Source organism: Rhizobium sp. CB2179 (genome assembly GCF_057653455.1).
Genome location: NZ_CM172781.1, coordinates 109,799 through 126,157 on the forward strand (window position 1 = coordinate 109,799; position 16,359 = coordinate 126,157).

The following is a 16,359-nucleotide window of genomic DNA, read 5'->3' on the forward strand; positions in this document are numbered from 1 at the left end:
CGTTTCGGAATTGCGAAAAAAACAAAGAAATAGAGAATTTCCGTGATTCGGAAAAAACGGAAATTCTCTAGGCATCACATCTTGATGTGATATATCAGATTCACGACGGCAATTTTGTCTGCCGTGCGATGGGTTGATGGCATGGCGGATGAGACGAAGAAGACGGTAGCGGTCGTCGGCGCAGGCGTGATCGGCGCCTCGATCGCTTTCGAGCTGCAGCGGCGCGGGTTTGATGTAACGCTGATCGACAAGGGCGAGCCGGGTCGCGGCACCTCTTTCGGCAATATGGCGAGCATCGCGCTCGATTTTGCCGCCGGTTCCGGCCCTTCGACCTGGAAGAAGATCCCCGGCTGGCTGCTCGATCCGGAAGGTCCCGTCTGGCTGCGGCCCTCCTATGCCGCCAGGATGCTGCCCTGGTTCCTGCGCTTCCTCGCTGCCGGCCGGCCCTCGCGGCTCCGAGAGATCGAGGATGCCGGCATGCGCCTGTCGAACCGGGCGCTCGGCGATTTCAGGCAGATGCTCCAGGCGATTGGCGCACCCGAGTTGATGACCGAGGAGGGTTGTCTCGCGATCTACGAGACCGAGGCGGAATTTGCCGCCGACCGTGGCCATCTCGCCATGATGCAGCGCTACGGCCTCGAATTCGAGGTTTTGAGCAACGGCGCCATCCAACATTACGAACCCACTTTGTCACCGGCGATCGCCAAAGCCGTACTGCTCCCCGACAACAAGTCGATCCGCGACCCCTACAAGCTGGTGGTCAAACTCGCCGATGCCGCAAAGGCTGCGGGCACGACCTTCGTCTCCGGCACTGTCAGGAATATCGAGCGCAGGGGCGATGGCACGGCCGTCGTTCTCCTCGAGGATGGCAGGCGGATCGAGGCCGGTTCGGTCGTGCTTGCCGCCGGCGTCCACACCCGTTTCCTCGCCGAAAAGCTCGGCGAGCCGATCCCGCTCGAAACTGAGCGCGGCTATCACACGCAGATCATGAAGCCCGGCATCGCGATGCGTTATTCGGTGATCTGGCCGCATCGCGCCTTCATGGTGACGCCGACGGCGGGCGGCATCCGGGTTGGCGGCAATGTCGAGCTCGCCGGCCTCGATGCCGCGCCCGATTTCCGCCGTCCGCGGGTGCTGGTGCGCCATGCCCAGCGCGCGCTGCCCGGCCTGAAGGTCGAGGAGACGACGGAATGGATGGGGCACCGTCCGGCGCTGCCCGATACGATCCCGATCATTTCGCCGTCGTCGAAACTGCCCGGCGTTTTTTATGCGACCGGCCACGGCCATCTCGGCCTGACCTTTTCGGCAACGACAGCGCTGGTGATCGCCGATATGGTGACCGGGCTCAAACCATCCCTCGATATGACCCCGTTCCGCATAGACCGTTATTAGGAGGCCCCGATGTCCGATACCACCAAACCCGTAGCGCTGATCACCGGCGGCGGCCGCGGCATGGGCGAGGCGATCGCCCGCGAGCTCTCCGCCCAGGGCTATCGGCTGGCGCTGATGTCGCCTTCGGAAAGCTGCGAGAAGCTGGCGGCTGAACTTGGCGGCGTCGCTTCGCGCGGCGTGGCCGAAAAGGCCGAGGATCTCAAGGCGATCTTCGACCTGACGATGAAGACCTACGGCCGCATCGATGCCGTCGTCAACCTGAGCGGCCATCCGCCGAAGGGCGACCTGCTCGATATTTCAGACGAGAACTGGACGCTCGGTTCCGACATGATGATCCTGTCGCTGGTGCGCATGGCCCGCCTGGTGACGCCGGTCATGCTGAAACAGGGCAAGGGCGCCTTCGTCAACATCACCACTTTTGCGGCCTATGAGCCGTCGCTGGTCTTCCCGGTTTCCTGCACCTATCGCGCCGCTGCAGGCGCCTTCACCAAGCTTTATTCCGATCGTTATGCGGCCGACAATATCCGCATGAACTGCATCCTGCCGGGTTATATCGATAGTCTCAACCACAAGCCCGAGACCGCCGAGAAGGTGCCGATGAAGCGCATCGGCCATGTGGAGGAGATCGCCAAGACCGCGGCCTTCCTGCTCTCCGACGGCGCGGGTTATATCACCGGCCAGAATATCCGCGTCGATGGCGGCGTCACCCGTCACGTCTGATCTGGAGTTTTCGATATGAGATGGAAGCGCACGATCCAGCTGCTGGATGTCCACGCCGAAGGTGAGATCGGCCGCGTCGCGATCGGCGGCGTGCCGAAGATCCCCGGCGAGACCATCGCCGCCCAGCTGCATTGGCTGAACACCGATCCGAAGGGCGACGAACTGCGCCGCTTCCTTTGCCTGGAGCCGCGCGGCGCGCCGATCGGCTCGGTCAATCTGCTGCTGCCGGCACGGCACCCGGAGGCCGACGCCGCCTTCATCATCCTGCAGCCCGACCAGGCGCATGCGAGCTCCGGCTCGAACTCGATTTGCGTCACCACGGCCTTGCTGGAATCCGGCATCGTCGAAATGAAGGAGCCGGAGACAACAGTCACACTCGAAACCGCCGCCGGTCTCGTCAAGGCGACGGCGACCTGCCGCGACGGGCGCTGCGAAAAGGTCAGGCTCACCATGGTGCCCTCCTTCGTGCATGAGCTCGATGTCGCAATCGACACGCCGCATTGGGGAAGGATCAAGGCGGATATCTGCTATGGCGGCATCTTCTATGCGCTTGTTGATGTCGGCCAGATCGGTCTGACGATCGAGAAGGCCAATGCCGCCGGCCTCGTCCAGGCCGGCATGATCCTCAAGGAGCTGATCAACCGCGACATCAAGGTCGTCCATCCCGAGATCCCGGCGATCTCGGGCGTCGCCTATGTCATGTTCCGCGATACCGAAGTCGATGGCACGGTGCGCACCTGCACCACCATGTGGCCGGGCCGGGCCGACCGCTCGCCCTGCGGCACCGGCAACTCCGCCAATCTCGCCACGCTTTATGCCCGCGGCAAGGCCAAGGTCGGCGACACCTTCACCTCGAAGTCGATCATCGGCTCCGAATTCGAAGTCGGCCTCCAGGCGGTGACCGAGGTGGCCGGCCGCCCCGCCGTCATCCCCACCATCACCGGCCGCGGCTTCACCTTCGGCCTGACCCAGGTGGCGCTCGACCCCTTTGACCCGCATCCGAACGGTTTTGCGCTGACGGATGTGTGGGGGCCATCGGCTGGGGAGATTTGACTGCGAGGAGCATGGTTCGCGCCGATGGTTGCCCCCTCACCCTAACCCTCTCCCCGTAAAAACGGCGAGAGGGACGTGCCATGCAAGAGGCCAATGGGGAACGGAAAGGTCGCGGCATATGCCCTTCTCCCCGCAGGCGGGGAGAAGGTGGCGGCAGCCGGATGAGAATCTGTGTTGGTTGTCAAGGGGGATTTGGGGTCCAGAGGCGATCCTGAGATAGAAGGCAGTTTGCCAGAACGAGCAATTTACGCATGACGGCGACCAAGATGACCTTCGCTGGTTTTCCTGCGGCTTTGAGTGTGTCTGCGAAACGAGCAAGGGTGGGATTGTAGCGACAGGCAGACAAGGCGGCCATGTAGAGCGCGCGCCGGGGTGCGGGCCTGCCGGCGCGGATGGAACGACGTCCGGTTCGGGCACCGCTGTCGTTAGCGATTGGGGCAAGCCCTGCCAGCATGGCGGCCTGCTTGCCCGAACAACTGCCCAACTCGTCCATGCCGGCCATCAATGCCAGGGCCGTGACGCGGCCGATGCCGGGAATGGAGGTGAGGATCTCGGCCTTGCGGTAGAGCTGCGGATCCTCGCCGACACGTCGCTCGATCTCTTTGTCGAGACGTTCGACATGCTGTTCCAGCCGACGCACGAGACGGTTGAGTTCGCCGCGCAGAAGGGCGGTGGTGGCAGTCTTGCTGCGGTTCTGCAGGGCGGTGATGTCGCATTTGGCTGCCGATCGTGCATTGACCAGCTCCTGCAAGGCCTCAACGTGAGGACTTGGTGGCGTGTCGGCCGGCGGGCGCAGGCTCTCGGCCAGGAGCGCCAGGAAACGGGCATCGAGACGGTCGGTCTTGGCGAGATAGCCGCAGGCACGGGCAAACATGCGGGCGCGCAGCGGATCGACCACGGCGACGGCAAAGCCATCGAGCCAAAGCGAGCGATGGGCGGGGCGATGGAACTTGCCGGTTGCCTCCATCACGATGCTTTTGGGCCGATGCCTGGCCAGCAGCCGTTTCAGCTGGCGGATGCCGGTCTTGTCATTGCTAAACCGCCGGCTTTCGCCCAGCGGATGCAGATGAATATCGAGCCACTCTTTACTCACGTCCACACCGGCATAAACTACCGGCATCGCGTCTTCTTGGAACGAAACCTTGCCTTGCATGCGGGACTTGCTCCCCATCATCTGTTCAGGACAAACGCGAGGACGGCCGGACCAATCTCATCCCCGGTTCAAGCCAAGGGGCCTGCGGTCCCGGCCGTCCGCACTCCGGCGGATGGCCATCCGCCGGAGTGCGCACCGATCATCCAACAATCAGTGCAAATTGAACATGCAAGGGGCAGCGGCACGCTCCAACGATCCTACGGAGCTTCCGCGACCGACTGCCTAAAGGTTACGCATGATCGGCGTAAGTCTGCCTGCGCTCAGAATCCCCGGTTCGAGTGTCCCAACCCAGCATGGCGAGCTCGGCGACTGCCTCCAGTTCGCCGCGGGTCGCGCCGTCGCGGGCCAGGATCGACATGCCGTTCTGAACGGTCTGGACGAAACGGGCGAGTGCATGGACGTCGGTCGAGACGGGAATTTCGCCCTCTGATATCGCCTGGTTCAGGCGCAGCTTCAGGCGGTCGAGCGTGACGGCGCGGGCGGCTCGCACGAGTTCGCCGAGTTCCACATGGCCCTCGCTGCCGACCGAAGAGAGCGCCACCATGCAGCCGCGGGGAATATCCACGACACAGCCGGTCAGGGCAGCGGCCGAATCCATCAGAAACGACCTCACCGCCTCACGGGCCGTGCCCGCGGAAAAGAAGCCTCCCCAGACGAGCGCCTCGTTGTTGTCGCGATAGTGGCGCAGCGCCTCGGCATAGAGCGCCTCTTTCGAGCCGAATGCCGCGTAAAGGCTCGGCGATCCGATCCCCATCGCCTCGGTGAGGTCGGCGATCGAGGTCGCCTCGAAGCCCTTGATCCAGAACAGGCGGGTCGCCTGCGCCAAGGCTGCTTCCCGATCGAACGCCCGCGGCCGTCCGCGCCCGCGGGTCGGGGTTTCATCGACGTTCGAGGTCTCATCCGATTTTTGCATCGATCATTATATAAACCCATTGACACCCCATCGCAACGTGCCTAGCTATTTATGTGTCGATCACTACAGAAAGAGAAGATCATGACAGAACTGGCTGGAAAGCGTGCCCTGGTCACAGGTGGCTCGCGTGGCATTGGAGCCGCCATCGCATTGGCGCTTGCCGACAAAGGCGCTGATGTCGCCATCACCTATGAGCGTTCGGCCGATCGCGCCGCCGAAGTCGTCCGGGCGATCGAGGGCAAGGGCCGCAAAGCGCTTGCCATCCAGGCCGACAGCGCCGATCCGGCGGCCGTGAAGCGCTCGGTCGACGAGGCCGCCCAGGCACTTGGCGGTCTCGACATTCTCGTCAACAATGCCGCAATCGCGCTTTACGGTGCGATCGCCGACGTCAGCGTCGAGCAGATCGATGCGCTGCTGGATGTCAATGTGCGGTCGCCTCTGCTCGCTTCGCAGGCCGCCATTCCCTATCTGCAGGCGGGAGGCCGCGTCATCACCATCGGCTCGGTCGGCGCCGAACGCATCGTCGGCGACACCGGCACGGTCTATTACATGACAAAATCCGCGCTCCACTCGTTTACCCGCGGCCTCGCGCGGGAACTCGGATCTCGCGATATCACCGTAAACCTCGTTCAGCCGGGTTCGACCGACACCGATATGAATCCCGCCGATGGCGACTTCGCCGATTTCCAGCGTGCCCTGATCCCACTTGGCCGTTATGGCGAGCCGGAAGATGTGGCGGCTGCTGTGGCTTTCCTCGCAAGCCCTGCTGCAAGGCACATCACCGGCACCATCCTCACAGTGGATGGCGGCTTGAACACCTGAATCGGGATCTGTTGCCTGCGTCGGCAAAAACGGGGGGTCGACAGATGTTGGTCCCTCTTTTCGTCCCGATGACCCCCTCACTCCAACCCGGACCCCGTTGAGGAGAAGAGAGAGCTAAGCCGCGGCACCCTCCAATATACCTCATCCTGAGGTGCGATCCGCAGGATCGCCTCGAAGGACACGCCGCAACGCCGCTCCTTGCATGATCCGGCGCCGGAATACCCGCCTCGTCCTTCGAGGCCCCTGCGGGGCACCTCAGGATGAGGCTCTCTTAAACGCCGCCGCTCCGGGCGCTGGCGAGGTGTCAGCGTCCGCACGATGCTTCGTTGGATGCGCCGCTTGACCCGAGGATGTCACGGAGGCGACGACGGCCGGCGTGCTTCTCTCTTAAGCTTTAAGATGATGTTTCGGAGAGCATGGACGGCCGGTCGGCCAGGTGGACAGCGCGTGTTCGACGACAGCCTCGAGCATCTCGCGGCTGAATCCGACACGCCGCGGCCCATCAACCGCGTTGCAAAATTCTAGTGCTGACGTGATCTGTGGCAAGCTCCGCGGCCGGGGCTGGCCTACCAAGCAGATATCCTTGGCCGATGTCGCAACCCAGATCCTGAAGCCGCTGAAGCTGGCTCTCTTCTTCGATACCCTCGGCGGTTATCGTCACGCCAAGTCCCGCACCGAGAGCGATGATGGCCTTGATCACCTTGTCCTGCTTATCATTGGTTTCGAATGAAGAGACGAAACTCCTGTCGATCTTGATCTTATCGAACCGGTAGTTGGATAGTTGTGAGAGGCTGGAATAACCTGTTCCAAAGTCGTCGAGAGCAATCCTGACGCCGGCGTTCACCAGATCGTCGAGGACGATTCGCGCAGTGACGGCGTCTTGGATGATGGCGCTCTCCGTCACCTCAAGCTCGACCCTGTGCGCCGGCAGACCGACATCGCCCAATATCTTGAGAATTCTAAGCCCCAGCAGTCGGTCGCTCAGTTGGATCGGAGAAAGGTTGAATGACAGGACGAGCTCATTTGGCCAGGAAAGCGCATCGGCGCAGGCGTGGCGAAGCAGCTGGTCTGTCAATTCGACGATCAGACCGGCTTCCTCTGCCACCGGAATGAATTCGTTCGGTGGGATGAATTCGCCGGAGGCCGTCTTCCAGCGTGCCAAGGCCTCGAAGCCGATAATCCTATTCGTTTTCAGGTCCACGAGCGGCTGATAGTAGGGAACGATCTCTGCCTTCTTGATGGCTGCTCTCAGATCAGCTTCCAGCCGGACCCGCTTCGCCAACTCGTCCTGCATCGAAGGCACGAAGGGCTTCACCAGATTGCGCCCCTGCTTTTTGGCGACATACATCGCACAGTCGGAATGTCGAATGACCTGACCGAGGTCATCGCCGTTCTCCGGAAAAAGCGCGAAGCCGACACTGGCGCCGAGGTCGACGGCGACACCATTGAATGTGAACGGCTTGCCGATCATGGTCACGATGCGGTTCCCCAACGCAACAAGATCGGGATTTCCAGTGCGCCGCGCCAGAACAACGAACTCGTCTCCCCCAAGGCGGAAAACGCGCTCACGGGGAAAGAGGGAAGAGAGCCGCTGAGCAACAGTCTTCAGCACCGCATCACCGTGATCATGCCCCAGGAGATCATTGACCTTCTTGAAGCCGTCGAGATCGATGCTGAACACGGCATAGGTCTCTTGTGCCCTCTGATCGCTCATCGCCTGCGCGCATATAGAATCCAGAAATCTGCGGTTAGGCAGTTCGGTCAGCGTGTCGTGACAGGCAATCCAGTCTACGTTCTTTTCGGCCTGCAGCCTGCGATGAACCTCCCTCGAAAGATCCCGGATCCTCAGCGCGGAATAGATGAGCCCGAGAAACCCGGAGATATTCAGGGCGAGGAGCGCGTGGTCCAGCGGATAGTCATGATGCTTCTCGATAAACTCATCCAGCCCTTCATGCCATTGGAAGAGCCAAGATAGGCAGAAGAGAAGCAGGAAGATCGCGAGCCAGGCAACGATCTCGATCTGCGGTCTGGTTGGTTGGCTGCGAGGCATATGAACAGGCTCCTGTTGTGTGAAGAGCCGTCATGGCCAGTTTGGTACGCTCGTATCACCGAATGCCGATGACGGATGGCGCAACTTCACGGCATCGGCGGTCCTACGCCGTGATCGAAGACCGCCTCAATTCATTCGGGCGGAATTAAGAGGGCCGGTATCGCAGTGGCTGATGAAGCCGCGCAGCACCGACAAATCCCAAAGATCGTCTATGCGCCTGGTAGGTTAATGGTGGATTGCCTTTGCGAAGGCACGGGAGTTTCGCTGCGCACAATGGATATCTTTGCCGCAAATTGGATGAGGATTCGGTTCCGGTCCATCGGTCGCTGCACACAGCCATTCTTTCGATCGGCTGAAGAATCCGCCGGAGGATCGGCATCGAACCGACCGCCGTCAGACCCCGGATGGGTGCCGGGCGCATCCCGGAGCGATCAATCTGCCAGCATGGTATCCGCCAGGCTGTAGCAGTGGCTCGCCTGATAGGCGTTCCGACCTCGGTTCATGTGCGTCACATTGAAAGTCCGAATGGCGCGCAAGATGCGGCGCTCCGCGAGGAATTTGCGGATCGAGGCCGAGCCCCGCACAGTGATGCCGAAAATGTCCTCGCCGCGCGGAAAAAAATAACCGACGTCTTCGGGCGTCGTGACGCAGTCCTCGAGAAAAGGCTCGTCGACATCGCCCTGCGCGGGTGAATGGTCCGTAGTGAAATGCGAAAGATGCACGAGGAATCGTGCACGCAGGCCCTCGCCGTCGGCATAGAGCGTGAAAAGCTCCATCCAGCTCGCATTGACGCGGATGAGCGGCTTGTCTGAGGTCGAGGGCAGACAAGAAACCGACCAGTAGTGACGCTCGGTCTTGCGAGGGATGGGGATGCAGGTTTGCCCATATACCCTGAGAATTTCCAGAACGTCTTGCGCCTGCGGGCGACGAAGCAGCTTCTCGTACCGGGCGACGTATTTGAACCGCTGTTCCAGGGACTCCGAGCGCTCTTCGGCGTCGATCAAATCCGCCTCGCCTTCTACCCAATCGCGCTGCTGCTCAGGATCCAGAAACTTGCGCAGACCAGTGGTGCTGCGACGAGGGACCGTGCTCATGTCTGGTGCCATGTGAGACCCGTCTCCTCATCGCTTCACCGGCCTGATCCCGCACGTGTCCATAGAGCCGCGCGACGTCCGCTCCTGGTGGTGAGGCGCCGTTCGCAGCATTTGGCTTGCCGAGCGGTTTGCCGGCGCGGCGGACCAACGCAACCGCCGCACCATAACATCCATCGAACGAATGGCGAAAGACTGACCTTCAGCAGGACCGAAAGCCAAAGCTTACCGACGACCAAACCGCTGTGCACTTTTGCCGGAATTATTCTAATAGACGAACGGATCGACTCCGGCCGCGGCATGGGTGCCCGGCTCTTTCGGATAGATCACGCCCTTGCGCAGGATGATGTTCGCATAGAGCCTGGGCTCGCCAGTCTGGATCAACGCATGGGCGGTCTTCACCCTTCCGTAGAAATCCTGGCCGATCAGCGGCACCACCTGCCGGTGCGGCTCGTGGCGGGCGCAGCAGTCGATCATCTCCTCATGCACCGGGTCGAGCTTGTCGCGCTCGGCCTTGACGGTCGAGCGGAAGATCGCTTCCGCCACGAAGTCGTCGATCGGCAGCACGCTGAGCACGGCATTGAGGACCGGGATGAGGTGGTGGCCGTCGAGCCGGATCAGCCGGCGGGCATGTTCGACGCCCGGATAATTGCCGTCGACGATGGCGATCTCGTCGCCGTGACCCATGGCGCGAAGCGTCAAAAGCAGCTCCGGGCTCAGCAGCGGGTCAAGTCCTTTCAGCATGGTCTACCTCCTTGAAGAGTACGTTCTGGTCGGTGAGGTAACGCGCAAAGATCGGCAGGCTGGCGCCGCCGATGGCGCGCGCCTGCGCGCCGACCGCGCCCTCGATGATTTCGGGCATGACGACGCCCTGCAGGTCGAGCTTGGCGGCTTCGTCGATCGTGGCCTGCACCACCCGGCTGCGCACCCAATCGGGAAAGCCGCCGTCGATCACAGCCGCGCTGAAATCGACGATCGAGGCGGCGGCAACGATCGCCTGCGCCAGCGCCTTGGCGCTGTCCTGGATCCAGGCTTCCATCGGCTCGCCGAAATCCACCCAGCCGTCGGCCGAATACCAGAGCGGCTCGGGATCGATGCCGCGCTCGCGCAGCATGTTTTCGAGCACGAAGATCGAGGCGATTTCGAGCAGCTGCATCGTCTCGCCGTTCTTGCCGCGCACCGGCAGCGGCCCGATCGCGCCCGCCGTGCCGGTGCGGCCGGAAAAGATCGCCGAATTGAGCACGATGCCGCCGCCGATGAAGGAGCCGATGAAGAAATAGACGAAATCTGGGTAGGACGGTCCGACGCCGAAGACCAGTTCGGCGCCGCAGGCGCTGGTCGCATCGTTCTGCATGAAGACCGGATGGGAGACGCGGGCGGCGATGTCGGCCTGCAGGTCGACGTCGCGCCAGACCTCCATGGCGCCCGGCGGGGCGCCCACCTCTTCGGCCCAGTTCCAGAGCTCGAAAGGGGCGGCGATGCCGAGGCCGGCGATGCGGCTACGTTGCTTGTCGTCGAGCCGGTCTTCCAGCTCCCGGATGCCCGAGGTGACGAAGGCGAGGATTTCATCCGGCAGCGGATAGGCATAGGTCCGGTGCAGCTGCATGCGGATGCGGCCGACGAAATCCATCAGCACCAGATCGGCGCTGCGCCGGCCCATCTTCAGGCCGAAGGAATAGACGGCATCGGGATTGATATGCATCGGGATCGACGGCTGGCCGACACGGCCGCGCACCGGTTCCCCGCGCGACAGCAGCCCTTCCTTTTCCAGCACCCGCATGATGACGGAGACGGTCTGCGCCGACAGTCCGCTGCGACGCGCGATATCGGCCTTCGACAGCGTGCCGTAGAGACGCACCAGCGACAGCACGAGCCGTTCGTTATAGGCTCGCACCCTGACCTGGTTCGCACCTCCGGCCGGATTCAGAATTGGTGGCGGGACCGGCGTGTGTTCCGGTCCATCCAAGGTCGACATGGCCGCTCCTCCCGATCGTTGGCCTATGCCCGAATTCGATGGAGCATGCCACATCGAATTAATAATTCAATTGGATTTATTTATTGACAAGCCGATTTCTTTTCGCTCTTAATTGCCGTCGTCAAGGGCACGGGACCGCTGGGAGGCATTAGCGATCCACGGCGAAGTGTCATATCTTAAGCTTCCGGCCCCGCAGGGGCGGCGCCGGCAAACTCTGGGAGGAGTTCCATGAAGAAATCTGTTCTCGCTTTCGGCGCGCTCGCGCTTGGTGTCACCTTTTCCGCTCCTGTTATGGCGGCTGACGTTGCTGCCTGCCTCATCACCAAGACCGACACCAACCCCTTCTTCGTCAAGATGAAGGAAGGTGCGACGGCCAAGGCCAAGGAACTCGGCGTCTCGCTGAAGTCCTATGCCGGCAAGGTCGACGGTGACAGCGAAAGCCAGGTGGCCGCGATCGAAAGCTGCATTGCCGACGGCGCAAAGGGCATCCTGATTGCTGCTTCCGACACCAAGGGCATCGTGTCTTCGGTCAAGAAGGCCCGTGATGCCGGCCTGCTGGTCATCGCGCTCGACACGCCGCTCGAGCCGGCCGATGCCGCCGACGCCACCTTCGCCACCGACAACCTGCTCGCCGGCAAGCTGATCGGCCAGTGGGCCAAGGAAACGATGGGCGACAAGGCCAAGGATGCCAAGGTCGGCTTCCTCGACCTGACGCCGTCACAGCCGACGGTCGACGTTCTGCGCGACCAGGGCTTCATGATGGGCTTCGGCATCGATCCGAAGGACCCGAACAAGATCGGCGACGAGGACGATGCTCGTATCGTCGGTCATGACGTGACCAACGGCAATGAAGAAGGCGGCCGCAAGGCCATGGAAAACCTTCTGCAGAAGGATCCGAGCATCAACGTCATCCACACGATTAACGAGCCGGCCGCTGTCGGCGCCTATCAGGCGCTGAAGGCCGTCGGCATGGAAAAGAACGTGCTGATCGTCTCGGTCGACGGCGGTTGCCCGGGCGTGAAGTCGGTCAAGGAAGGCGTCATCGGCGCTACCTCGCAGCAATATCCGCTGATGATGGCAGCCCTTGGCGTCGAAGCGATCAAGAAGTTCGCCGACAGCGGTGAAAAGCCGAAGCCGACCGAAGGCAAGTCCTTCTACGACACCGGCGTCTCGCTCGTCACCGACAAGCCGGTTTCCGGCGTCAAGTCGATCGACACCAAGGAAGGCACGGACAAGTGCTGGGGCTGAGCCCTGATTGTTGAAAGCAGACCGGCCGGGGCTTGATCCCCGGCCGTTTTCGACGGACGATGTGCCGTCGCCTCACGAACCGGCTAATCAAAGACCGGATGGATATCGGTGACGGCCCCCGCGCGAGTTCGGCGCGCGGATGCGGAGGAGGAACCATGACCGGAACACAGGAATTCGAACGTGTCCTCGACGGCAGCGACAAGAGCGTTGCCTCCTTCGAGCACGAGAAAGTCTCGCTGATCAAGCGCGCGCAGCATTTTCTGCACTCGACGCCGGCCGCCGTGCCGCTGATCGTGCTGGTGCTGGCGATCGTCATCTTCGGGATCACCATCGGCGGACGGTTCTTCTCGTCCTATACGCTGACGCTCATCCTGCAGCAGATCGCCATCGTCGGTATTCTCGGCGCCGCCCAGACGCTGGTCATCCTGACCGCCGGCATCGATCTTTCGATCGGCGTCATCATGGTGATCTCGGCGGTCATCATGGGCAATGTCGCCATCACCTACGGCATACCGACGCCGATCGCGGTCGCAGCCGGCATGCTTGTCGGCGGCCTTTGCGGATTGCTGAACGGCTTCCTCGTCGCCTACATGAAGCTGCCGCCCTTCATCGTCACGCTCGGCACCTGGAACATCGTCATGGCGACGAATTTCATCTATTCCGCCAATGAGACGATCCGCGATACCGACGTCGACGAAAAGGCGCCGCTGCTGCATCTTTTCGCCGTGAGCTTCAAGCTCGGCAGCGCCGTGCTGACCCTCGGCGTCATCGCCATGGTGCTGCTCGTCCTGGTGCTCTGGTATGTCCTCAATCACACCGCCTGGGGCCGGCATGTCTATGCCGTCGGCGACGATCCGGAGGCAGCCAAGCTCTCGGGCATTCAGACCAAGAAGGTGCTGCTGACCGTTTACGCCATCTCGGGTGTCATTGCCGGCTTGGCCGCCTGGGTCTCGATCGGCCGCAACGGCTCGATCTCGCCGTCGTCGGCCGTCACCGATTTTAACCTCCAGGCGATCACCGCGACGGTGATCGGCGGCATCTCGCTGTTCGGCGGCCGCGGCTCCATTCTCGGCACGCTCTTCGGTGCGATGATCGTCGGCGTCGTGTCGATGGGCCTCAACATGCTCGGCGCCGACCCGCAATGGAAAGTCCTTTTGACAGGCGTGCTGATCATCGCCGCCGTCGCCATCGATCAGTGGATCAGAAAGGTTTCGGTGTAATCATGGCTCGCGAACCCCTTCTCACCGCCCGCGGTCTCGTCAAGCGTTATGGACGCGTGACCGCGCTCGACAATGCCGATTTCGACCTCTATCCGGGTGAAATCCTCGCCGTCATCGGCGATAACGGCGCCGGCAAATCCTCGCTCATCAAGGCAATATCGGGCGCGGTTACCCCGGACGAGGGGGTGATTACCCTCGAAGGCCGGCAGGTGCAGTTCCGCTCGCCGATGGAGGCGCGCGACGCCGGCATCGAGACCGTCTATCAGAATCTTGCTTTGTCGCCGGCGCTGTCGATCGCCGACAACATGTTCCTCGGCCGCGAGATCCGCAAACCGGGCGTGCTCGGCTCGATGTTCCGCATGCTCGACCGGCCGGCCATGGAAAAGCTGGCGCGCAACAAGCTGTCCGAACTCGGCCTGATGACCATCCAGAACATCAACCAGGCAGTGGAAACGCTCTCCGGCGGTCAGCGCCAGGGTGTTGCGGTCGCCCGTGCCGCCGCCTTCGGCTCGAAGGTCATCATCATGGATGAACCGACGGCCGCGCTTGGCGTCAAGGAAAGCCGCCGCGTGCTGGAGCTGATCCTCGACGTGCGCGCCCGCGGCCTGCCGATCGTGCTGATCTCCCACAACATGCCGCATGTCTTCGAGGTGGCCGACCGGATCCATATCCACCGTCTCGGCCGGCGGCTGACGGTGATCGATCCGAAGGAATACACCATGTCCGACGCCGTCGCCTTCATGACCGGCGCCAAGGCGGTGCCGACGGAGCCCGTCGCCGCATGAATGCACGCATCGATGAAATCGCCGGCGCAGTTCTTGACCGCGCCGGCCATTCCAAGCGTTTCCTGGTCGCCATCGCCGGACCGCCGGGTGCCGGCAAATCGACCATGGCCGACAATCTGGCGGAAGCGCTGAAGGCCAAGGGCGAAAGTGCCGAAGTCCTGCCGATGGATGGCTTCCACATGGACAACGCCATCCTGATCGAACGCGGCCTGCTGGCGCGCAAGGGAATCCCCGAGACCTTCGATGTCCGCGGTTTCCTCGATATCATTCGCGCCGTCAGGCTGGCCGATCAGGAGGTTCTGGTGCCGGTCTTCGACCGCTCGCGTGAACTCGCCATCGCCTCGGCCCGCCCTGTTTCCCCGGATCACCGCTTCATCATCGTCGAGGGCAATTATCTGCTCTTTTCGCTGGGCAAATGGGCCGAACTCGAAGGCGTCTTCGACTTTTCGATCATGCTGGCGCCGCCGATCGAGGTGCTCGAGGAGCGGCTCTGGGCGCGCTGGCGCGGTTACAACCTGACCGAGGAGGCCGCCAACGCCAAGGTCTACGGCAACGACCTGCCGAACGGCCGGTTGATCCTCGAAAACCGCCGCCCGGCCGATGTGACGCTGGAGATCGCGCTGGCGTAATGCCGCGCGACACGCATGAAAAAAGAGCTAAAGCGCGTCGCATGATTCAATTTCAATGCGGCGCGCTTTAGTGTTATCGAGACGGCAGACGCATCGCTTCGGAGGCCTGCCATGCAATCGATCACCATCCGCCGTCCTGATGACTGGCACCTGCATCTGCGCGACGGCGCCATGCTGGAGGGCGTGATCGCCGATACGAGCCGCACCTTCGCCCGCGCCATCATCATGCCCAATCTCGTGCCGCCGGTCGTCACGTCAGCTGACGCCAAGGCCTATCGCGAACGTATCCTCAAGGCCTTGCCTGATGGCCATCGCTTCCAGCCGCTGATGACGCTTTATCTGACCGAACATACCAGCCCCGATGACGTCGAGGAGGGGAAGAACAGCGGCCTCATCACCGCCGTCAAGCTTTATCCCGCCGGCGCCACGACCAATTCGCATGGCGGCGTCCGCGATATGGAAAAGGCGATGCCGGTGTTGGAGCGCATGGCAAAGATCGGCCTGCCGCTCTGCGTCCATGGCGAGGTGACGACGCCGGAGGTCGATATCTTCGATCGCGAGGCCGTCTTCATCGAAACCGTGCTCGATCCGCTGCGCCAGCGCCTGCCGGAGCTGAAGGTGACGATGGAGCATGTGACGACATCCGATGGCGTCGATTACATCAAGACGGCCAAGGGCAATCTCGCCGGTTCGATCACCACCCACCATCTGATCATCAACCGCAACGCCATCCTCGTCGGCGGCATCCGCCCGCACTATTACTGCCTGCCCGTCGCCAAGCGCGAAAACCACCGGCTGGCCTTGCGTGCGGCGGCCGTCAGCGGTGATGCCCGCTTCTTCCTCGGCACGGATTCCGCCCCGCATGTCGATCCGCTGAAGGAATGCGCCTGCGGCTGCGCCGGCATCTATACCTCGGTCAATACGATGAGCTGCCTCGCCCATGTCTTCGAGCAGGAGGGCGCTCTGGAGCGGCTCGAAGCCTTCGTGTCGCTGAACGGGCCGGCCTGGTACGGGCTTCAGCCGAACGAGGAGCGCATCACCCTGGCGAGGCAGGCCGACCCGGTCGTCTTTCCCGCGAGGATTGAAACCGGCGCCGGTCCCGTGACGGTGTTCGATCCGATGTTTCCCCTGCATTGGCAGGTGGTACAGCAGGCGTAAGCTTTCGGATTTCAATTTTAAATAGAATATTCATCTTAAACTTCGGCGCGACGTTAAACGCGTAACATTTGTATTGTGCGGTGCATCATTTGTTAACGGATGCATAAGACATTCCTCCTCGCGGACCCATAAGCTGCCATTCGAAGCGAC

At 62.2% G+C, this 16,359-nt stretch carries 15 protein-coding genes; 9 read left to right on the forward strand and 6 right to left on the reverse strand.

Translation table 11 applies throughout. From position 1 onward, the window contains the following. The first annotated feature begins 141 nt into the window (after window positions 1-141). Genes AC244Q_RS00585 through AC244Q_RS00595 form a run of 3 tightly spaced genes read left to right on the forward strand, consistent with a single transcriptional unit; the run spans window position 142 to window position 3,165 of the window. Entirely contained in the window at window positions 142-1,392 is a 1,251-nt protein-coding gene (locus AC244Q_RS00585) for an NAD(P)/FAD-dependent oxidoreductase (RefSeq protein WP_012755851.1), read from the forward strand. A 9-nt stretch (window positions 1,393-1,401) separates the two neighbouring features. Next, the gene (locus AC244Q_RS00590) at window positions 1,402-2,112 is read left to right on the forward strand and encodes an SDR family oxidoreductase (protein ID WP_017995908.1); all 711 of its coding nucleotides are present in this window, start codon (window positions 1,402-1,404) and stop codon (window positions 2,110-2,112) included. Window positions 2,113-2,127: 15 nt separating this feature from the next. After that, window positions 2,128-3,165 (forward strand): 4-hydroxyproline epimerase, encoded by a 1,038-nt coding sequence (locus tag AC244Q_RS00595; RefSeq protein WP_113546976.1) that lies wholly within the window; start codon window positions 2,128-2,130, stop codon window positions 3,163-3,165. 181 nt (window positions 3,166-3,346) lie between these two features. Here the strand turns inward: AC244Q_RS00595 and AC244Q_RS00600 are convergent, their stop codons facing one another. After that, entirely contained in the window at window positions 3,347-4,318 is a 972-nt protein-coding gene (locus tag AC244Q_RS00600) for an IS110 family RNA-guided transposase (RefSeq protein ID WP_017992870.1), read from the reverse strand. A gap of 229 nt (window positions 4,319-4,547) precedes the next feature. After that, window positions 4,548-5,231 carry a TetR/AcrR family transcriptional regulator gene (locus AC244Q_RS00605; protein WP_012755855.1) on the reverse strand — a complete coding sequence of 228 codons (684 nt, stop codon included), beginning with the start codon at window positions 5,229-5,231 and terminating at the stop codon, window positions 4,548-4,550. 81 nt (window positions 5,232-5,312) lie between these two features. On the opposite strand from AC244Q_RS00605, the gene AC244Q_RS00610 reads away from it, so the two are divergent. Then, on the forward strand, window positions 5,313-6,053 hold the full coding sequence (locus AC244Q_RS00610) for an SDR family NAD(P)-dependent oxidoreductase (RefSeq protein WP_012755856.1): 741 nt from the start codon (window positions 5,313-5,315) through the stop codon (window positions 6,051-6,053). A 502-nt stretch (window positions 6,054-6,555) separates the two neighbouring features. On the opposite strand, the gene AC244Q_RS00615 is transcribed toward AC244Q_RS00610, so the two are convergent. From AC244Q_RS00615 to AC244Q_RS00630, 4 genes are all read right to left on the reverse strand, one after another. After that, window positions 6,556-8,103 carry a putative bifunctional diguanylate cyclase/phosphodiesterase gene (locus tag AC244Q_RS00615; RefSeq protein WP_113547144.1) on the reverse strand — a complete coding sequence of 516 codons (1,548 nt, stop codon included), beginning with the start codon at window positions 8,101-8,103 and terminating at the stop codon, window positions 6,556-6,558. 431 nt (window positions 8,104-8,534) lie between these two features. Then, complete coding sequence (locus tag AC244Q_RS00620; protein ID WP_012755858.1) at window positions 8,535-9,209, reverse strand: hypothetical protein; 675 nt, start codon at window positions 9,207-9,209, stop codon at window positions 8,535-8,537. 252 nt (window positions 9,210-9,461) lie between these two features. Continuing rightward, window positions 9,462-9,938: an RbsD/FucU family protein gene (locus tag AC244Q_RS00625; RefSeq protein WP_012755859.1), complete on the reverse strand. Its 477-nt coding sequence runs from the start codon at window positions 9,936-9,938 to the stop codon at window positions 9,462-9,464. Then, window positions 9,922-11,169, reverse strand: coding sequence for an ROK family transcriptional regulator (locus AC244Q_RS00630; protein WP_012755860.1), 1,248 nt, complete (start codon window positions 11,167-11,169; stop codon window positions 9,922-9,924). Before AC244Q_RS00630 ends, AC244Q_RS00625 begins: the two co-directional genes overlap by 17 nt. A gap of 228 nt (window positions 11,170-11,397) precedes the next feature. Between AC244Q_RS00630 and AC244Q_RS00635 the strand changes: the two genes are divergently transcribed. The 5 genes from AC244Q_RS00635 to pyrC all read left to right on the forward strand — a co-directional run bounded on the left by AC244Q_RS00635 (window position 11,398) and on the right by pyrC (window position 16,209). Continuing rightward, window positions 11,398-12,417, forward strand: a complete 1,020-nt coding sequence (locus AC244Q_RS00635; protein WP_003556143.1) for a sugar ABC transporter substrate-binding protein — start codon at window positions 11,398-11,400, stop codon at window positions 12,415-12,417. Window positions 12,418-12,572: 155 nt separating this feature from the next. Then, a complete protein-coding gene (locus AC244Q_RS00640) occupies window positions 12,573-13,637 on the forward strand; it encodes an ABC transporter permease (protein WP_012755861.1) in 1,065 nt (354 codons plus the stop codon). Between the two features lie 2 nt (window positions 13,638-13,639). Next, window positions 13,640-14,422, forward strand: a complete 783-nt coding sequence (locus tag AC244Q_RS00645; RefSeq protein ID WP_003556145.1) for an ATP-binding cassette domain-containing protein — start codon at window positions 13,640-13,642, stop codon at window positions 14,420-14,422. Beyond that, the gene (locus AC244Q_RS00650; RefSeq protein ID WP_003556147.1) at window positions 14,419-15,051 is read left to right on the forward strand and encodes a nucleoside triphosphate hydrolase; all 633 of its coding nucleotides are present in this window, start codon (window positions 14,419-14,421) and stop codon (window positions 15,049-15,051) included. The genes AC244Q_RS00645 and AC244Q_RS00650 overlap by 4 nt, the downstream gene beginning before the upstream one ends. Before the next feature lie 111 nt (window positions 15,052-15,162). After that, entirely contained in the window at window positions 15,163-16,209 is a 1,047-nt protein-coding gene (gene pyrC / locus AC244Q_RS00655; protein WP_012755863.1) for a dihydroorotase, read from the forward strand. Window positions 16,210-16,359: the final 150 nt, after the last annotated feature.

Bases quoted from the DNA above. Each gene is read 5' to 3' on its own strand.
- AC244Q_RS00615 (WP_113547144.1), bottom strand. From the start codon at position 8,103: ATGCCTCGCAGCCAACCAACCAGACCGCAGATCGAGATCGTTGCCTGG.
- AC244Q_RS00610 (WP_012755856.1), top strand. From the start codon at position 5,313: ATGACAGAACTGGCTGGAAAGCGTGCCCTGGTCACAGGTGGCTCGCGT.
- AC244Q_RS00605 (WP_012755855.1), bottom strand. From the start codon at position 5,231: ATGCAAAAATCGGATGAGACCTCGAACGTCGATGAAACCCCGACCCGC.
- AC244Q_RS00600 (WP_017992870.1), bottom strand. From the start codon at position 4,318: ATGCAAGGCAAGGTTTCGTTCCAAGAAGACGCGATGCCGGTAGTTTAT.
- AC244Q_RS00625 (WP_012755859.1), bottom strand. From the start codon at position 9,938: ATGCTGAAAGGACTTGACCCGCTGCTGAGCCCGGAGCTGCTTTTGACG.
- AC244Q_RS00585 (WP_012755851.1), top strand. From the start codon at position 142: ATGGCGGATGAGACGAAGAAGACGGTAGCGGTCGTCGGCGCAGGCGTG.
- AC244Q_RS00645 (WP_003556145.1), top strand. From the start codon at position 13,640: ATGGCTCGCGAACCCCTTCTCACCGCCCGCGGTCTCGTCAAGCGTTAT.
- AC244Q_RS00640 (WP_012755861.1), top strand. From the start codon at position 12,573: ATGACCGGAACACAGGAATTCGAACGTGTCCTCGACGGCAGCGACAAG.
- AC244Q_RS00650 (WP_003556147.1), top strand. From the start codon at position 14,419: ATGAATGCACGCATCGATGAAATCGCCGGCGCAGTTCTTGACCGCGCC.
- pyrC (WP_012755863.1), top strand. From the start codon at position 15,163: ATGCAATCGATCACCATCCGCCGTCCTGATGACTGGCACCTGCATCTG.
- AC244Q_RS00595 (WP_113546976.1), top strand. From the start codon at position 2,128: ATGAGATGGAAGCGCACGATCCAGCTGCTGGATGTCCACGCCGAAGGT.
- AC244Q_RS00630 (WP_012755860.1), bottom strand. From the start codon at position 11,169: ATGTCGACCTTGGATGGACCGGAACACACGCCGGTCCCGCCACCAATT.
- AC244Q_RS00635 (WP_003556143.1), top strand. From the start codon at position 11,398: ATGAAGAAATCTGTTCTCGCTTTCGGCGCGCTCGCGCTTGGTGTCACC.
- AC244Q_RS00590 (WP_017995908.1), top strand. From the start codon at position 1,402: ATGTCCGATACCACCAAACCCGTAGCGCTGATCACCGGCGGCGGCCGC.
- AC244Q_RS00620 (WP_012755858.1), bottom strand. From the start codon at position 9,209: ATGGCACCAGACATGAGCACGGTCCCTCGTCGCAGCACCACTGGTCTG.